Below are 4,978 nucleotides of genomic sequence, written 5' to 3' on the forward strand. Positions count from 1 at the left end.
GATCATCGGTGATCAGGGTATGGACGCTGCTCCAGGGCAGTTCCAGGTTGGGAATCTTGCGGCCGATCTTGTCGGATTCGACCATCACCACCACTTCACGGGCGACCTCGGCCATCACGCGGCTCAGGCCTAGCAGTTCGTTGAACGTGGTGGTGCCGCGCTGCAGATCGATGCCGTCGGCGCCGATGAACAGTTGATCAAAGTCGTAGGAACGCAGCACCTGCTCGGCAACCTGGCCCTGGAACGAGTCCGAATGCGGGTCCCAGGTGCCACCGGTCATCAGCAGCACCGGCTCGTGTTCCAGCTCGCTCAACGCGCGGGCCACGTGTAGGGAGTTGGTCATCACCACCAGGCCGGGCTGGTGGCCCAGTTCGGGGATCATGGCGGCGGTGGTGCTGCCGCTGTCGATGATGATGCGGGCGTGCTCGCGCAGGCGCATCACGGCGGCACGCGCGATGGCGCGCTTGTAGGCTGAGATGGGCTGGGCGGGGTCGCCGACGAGTTCCTGGGGCATGGTGATCGCGCCACCGTAACGGCGTAACAACAGGCCGTTGCTTTCGAGGGCGGCCAGGTCCTTGCGGATGGTGACTTCCGAGGTTTCGAAACGCTTGGCCAATTCGTCCACGCTGACTTCGCCCCGTTCATTGAGCAAGGTCAGGATGTTGTGGCGTCTTTGGGGTGTATTTCGTTTCGACATGGTGATTATAAGTTTCGTTTCGAAAGATAACGAAGGCAATAGAAACCTATAGGCGAAAGTTCGTCAAGCAGCATGCTGCAAATTTTTGAAACTGGCGGGGGGCTAATGTGGGAGGGGGCTTGCCCCCGATAGCAGTGTGTCAGTCATTAAGTGCTTTGACTGGACCTCTGCCATCGGGGGCAAGCCCCCTCCCACATTGGAGTTTTGCTGTCAGTAAGGCTATGGATAACTCAGCTCTTTTTGATTTTGACCGGGCGTTTCCAACCGTCGATGTTGCGCTGGCGGGCGCGGGCTACCGCGAGCTGTGACTTATCCACATCCTGATTGATGGTTGAGCCCGCAGCGGTGTTCGAGCCATCGCCAATAGTCACGGGGGCAATCAGCGAATTATTGGAACCAATAAAGACGTCTTCACCAATGGTCGTCTGATATTTGTTAGCACCATCGTAGTTACACGTGATTGCGCCAGCGCCAATGTTGCTACGCGCCCCGATCACTGCATCGCCGAGGTAGGCCAAGTGGCCGGCCTTAGCATCGTCTCCCATTAGCGCGTTTTTCAGTTCAACGAAGTTACCAACATGTGCTCGGGCTCCCAACACGCTGCCAGGACGCAACCGTGCAAACGGACCCGCATCGCTGCCCTCACCCATCACCGCACCGTCGAGATGGCTGTTGGCCTTGATCACCACGCCCTTGCGCAGGGTGCTGTCCTTGATCACGCAGTTCGGGCCAATCACCACATCGTCTTCGATGATCACGCGGCCTTCGAGAATGACGTTAATGTCGATCAGCACATCCCGGCCCACGCTGACTTCACCACGTACATCAAAGCGCGCCGGGTCGCGCAGGGTCACGCCCTGGGCCATCAGGCGGCGGCCTTCGCGCAGTTGGTAGTGGCGCTCCAGTTCGGCCAATTGCTTGCGGTCGTTGGCGCCCTGCACTTCCATCGGGTCGTGGGGCTGTTCGGTGGCGACCAGCAAGCCATCGCTGACGGCCATTTCGATCACGTCGGTCAGGTAGTACTCGCCCTGGGCGTTGTTGTTGGACAGACGGCTCATCCAGTCCGCCAGGCGATCGGCCGGCACCGCAAGAATCCCGGTGTTGCCTTCGGTGATAGCGCGTTGGGCGTCGCTGGCATCCTTGTGCTCGACGATCGCCGCGACCTTGCCGTCGGTGTTGCGCACGATGCGGCCGTAGCCGGTAGGGTCATCGAGTTCGACGGTGAGCAGGCCCATCTGGCCAGGCACGACGTGCTTGAGCAGACGTTGCAGGGTTTCCACTTCGATCAGGGGCACGTCGCCGTAGAGGATCAGCACCGTGTCGGCTTTGATGAACGGCACGGCTTGGGCGGTTGCGTGGCCGGTGCCCAGTTGCTTGTCTTGCAATACGAAATTCAGGTCATCCGCGGCCAGGCGCTCACGCACCACATCGGCACCGTGGCCGATGACGACGTGGATGCGTTGCGGGTCGAGTTGCCGGGCGCTGTGGATAACATGGCCAAGCATAGAGTTACCGGCCACCGGATGCAGCACCTTGGGCAAGGCCGAGCGCATGCGGGTGCCCTGGCCTGCGGCGAGAATGACGATTTCTAGAGACATGAATGGCTACCAATCCTGGGCGGTCCGGCTTCAGACCAGAGAAGTGTTTTGCAAAAAAAGAAAAAGGGTAGCCGAGGCTACCCTTTTTAATCAATCACGCATGAGGCTTAACGGCTTAGCCGCCAAACTTCTTGCGGATCTGCTGGACGGTACGCAGCTGAGCTGCGGCCTCGGCCAGACGAGCAGCAGCAGAACCGTAGTCGAAATCTGCGCCTTTTTCGTTCAGGGCCTTCTCGGCTGCCTTAACGGCTGCCTGAGCGGAGGCTTCATCCAGATCAGCAGCACGTTGCACGGTGTCGGCAAGTACCTTGACCATGTTCGGCTGAACCTCGAGGAAACCACCGGAGATGTAAAACACCTCCCGTTCCCCGCCTTGCTTGGTCAGAGTGATCGGACCTGGCTTCAAGCTGGTGATCAATGGCGTGTGGCCCATGGCAATACCCAAGTCACCGAGTTCGCCGTGTGCAATCACCATTTCTACCAGACCGGAGAAGATTTCCCCTTCCGCGCTGACGATATCGCAATGGACTGTCATAGCCATCTGATTGCCTCAACCTGATGAGCGCCCGTTGCCGGGCGCCGGGATTACAGTTTCTTGGCTTTCTCGATCGCTTCTTCGATGCCGCCGACCATGTAGAACGCTTGTTCTGGCAGGTGGTCGTAGTCACCGTTGAGGATGCCTTTGAAGCCAGCAATGGTGTCTTTCAGGGAAACGTATTTACCCGAGGCACCGGTGAAGACTTCAGCCACGAAGAACGGCTGCGACAAGAAGCGCTGGATCTTACGAGCGCGGGATACCAACTGCTTGTCGGTTTCCGACAGCTCGTCCATACCCAGGATCGCAATGATGTCCTTCAGTTCTTTGTAACGCTGCAGCACGTACTGAACGCCGCGAGCGGTGTCGTAGTGCTCCTGGCCGATCACGTTCGGGTCCAGCTGGCGCGAAGTCGAGTCGAGTGGATCGACCGCTGGGTAGATACCCAGGGAAGCGATGTCACGGGACAGAACGACGGTGGCGTCCAAGTGGGCGAAGGTGGTCGCTGGCGACGGGTCGGTCAAGTCATCCGCAGGTACGTATACCGCTTGGATCGAAGTGATCGAACCTTCCTTGGTCGAAGTGATACGTTCTTGCAGAACGCCCATCTCTTCAGCCAGGGTCGGCTGGTAACCTACTGCCGAAGGCATACGGCCCAGCAGTGCGGATACTTCAGTACCGGCCAGGGTGTAACGATAGATGTTGTCGACGAACAGCAGAACGTCGTTACCTTCGTCACGGAACTTCTCGGCCATGGTCAGGCCAGTCAGTGCTACGCGCAGACGGTTTCCCGGCGGCTCGTTCATCTGACCGTAAACCAGTGCCACTTTGTCCAGAACGTTGGAGTCCTTCATCTCGTGGTAGAAGTCGTTACCCTCACGAGTACGCTCACCCACACCGGCGAACACGGAATAACCGCTGTGCTCGATGGCGATGTTACGGATCAGTTCCATCATGTTTACGGTCTTGCCTACACCGGCACCACCGAACAGACCGACTTTACCGCCCTTGGCGAACGGGCAAACCAGGTCGATAACCTTGATGCCGGTTTCCAGCAGGTCGTTGCCGCCCGCTTGGTCCGCGAACGAAGGTGCTGGACGGTGAATGCCCCAGCGCTCTTCGGTGTCGATCGGGCCAGCTTCGTCAATCGGGTTACCCAGTACGTCCATGATCCGGCCCAGGGTCGCTTTACCGACCGGTACGGAGATGGCAGCGCCAGTGTCCAGAACACCCAGACCGCGCTTCAAGCCCTCGGTGGAACCCATTGCAATGGTACGAACCACGCCGTCGCCCAGCTGCTGCTGAACTTCCAGAGTGGTGCCTGCATCGCTTTGTACTTTCAAAGCGTTGTAGATGCTCGGTACGCTGTCGCGTGGAAATTCCACGTCGATAACGGCGCCGATGATTTGAACGATACGTCCGCTACTCATAGCTGGATCCTCTGAATATTTGAACCGTTAAACCGCGGCAGCGCCGCCGACGATTTCCGAGATCTCTTGGGTGATCGCAGCCTGACGCGCCTTGTTGTAGATCAACTGCAAATCGCTGATCAGATCACCGGCGTTATCGGTAGCGTTTTTCATCGCGATCATCCGCGCCGCTTGTTCAGCTGCGTTGTTCTCGACCACCGCCTGGTACACCTGCGACTCCACGTAGCGCACCATCAAGCCGTCAAGCAGCTCTTTGGCGTCTGGTTCGTAGAGGTAGTCCCAGTGGTGCTTGAGTTCCTGATCCGGAGTCGCCACCAGTGGAATCAATTGCTCCACGGTTGGCTGCTGGGTCATGGTGTTGATGAACTTGTTGGATACCACGGACAGGCGGTCAATCCGGCCTTCCAGGTACGCATCCAGCATCACCTTCACACTGCCGATCAAATCATTGATCGACGGCTCTTCACCCAGGTGGCTGATAGCTGCAACGACGTTACCGCCGAAGTTGCGGAAAAAGGCCGCACCCTTGCTACCAACTACACACAGATCGATCTCGACGCCGTTTTCGCGGTTTACCGCCATGTCCTTGACCAGGGCCTTGAACAGGTTGGTATTCAAACCACCGCACAAACCACGGTCACTGCTCACAACCACATAACCCACACGCTTAACTTCGCGGTCGATCATGAACGGGTGGCGGTATTCCGGGTTGGCGTTG

At 58.4% G+C, this 4,978-nt stretch carries 5 protein-coding genes; all 5 read right to left on the reverse strand.

The window, feature by feature from the left end; all coding sequences use genetic code 11:
- On the reverse strand, positions 1 to 697 hold a 697-nt coding region (locus tag L9Z73_RS25225; RefSeq protein WP_247406925.1), incomplete at its 3' end, for a DeoR/GlpR family DNA-binding transcription regulator.
- A gap of 230 nt (positions 698 to 927) precedes the next feature.
- A complete protein-coding gene (glmU, locus tag L9Z73_RS25230) occupies positions 928 to 2,295 on the reverse strand; it encodes a bifunctional UDP-N-acetylglucosamine diphosphorylase/glucosamine-1-phosphate N-acetyltransferase GlmU (RefSeq protein WP_247406929.1) in 1,368 nt (455 codons plus the stop codon).
- Between the two features lie 115 nt (positions 2,296 to 2,410).
- Positions 2,411 to 2,836 carry a F0F1 ATP synthase subunit epsilon gene (locus tag L9Z73_RS25235; protein WP_247406932.1) on the reverse strand — a complete coding sequence of 142 codons (426 nt, stop codon included), beginning with the start codon at positions 2,834 to 2,836 and terminating at the stop codon, positions 2,411 to 2,413.
- A gap of 44 nt (positions 2,837 to 2,880) precedes the next feature.
- Positions 2,881 to 4,260 (reverse strand): F0F1 ATP synthase subunit beta, encoded by a 1,380-nt coding sequence (gene atpD / locus L9Z73_RS25240; protein ID WP_247406935.1) that lies wholly within the window; start codon positions 4,258 to 4,260, stop codon positions 2,881 to 2,883.
- Between the two features lie 27 nt (positions 4,261 to 4,287).
- A partial coding sequence (gene atpG / locus L9Z73_RS25245; protein WP_247406938.1) for a F0F1 ATP synthase subunit gamma occupies positions 4,288 to 4,978 on the reverse strand: 691 nt, incomplete at its 5' end.

Origin of the sequence: Pseudomonas emilianonis (assembly GCF_023072625.1) — a bacterium.
Lineage (GTDB): Bacteria > Pseudomonadota > Gammaproteobacteria > Pseudomonadales > Pseudomonadaceae > Aquipseudomonas > Aquipseudomonas paraveronii.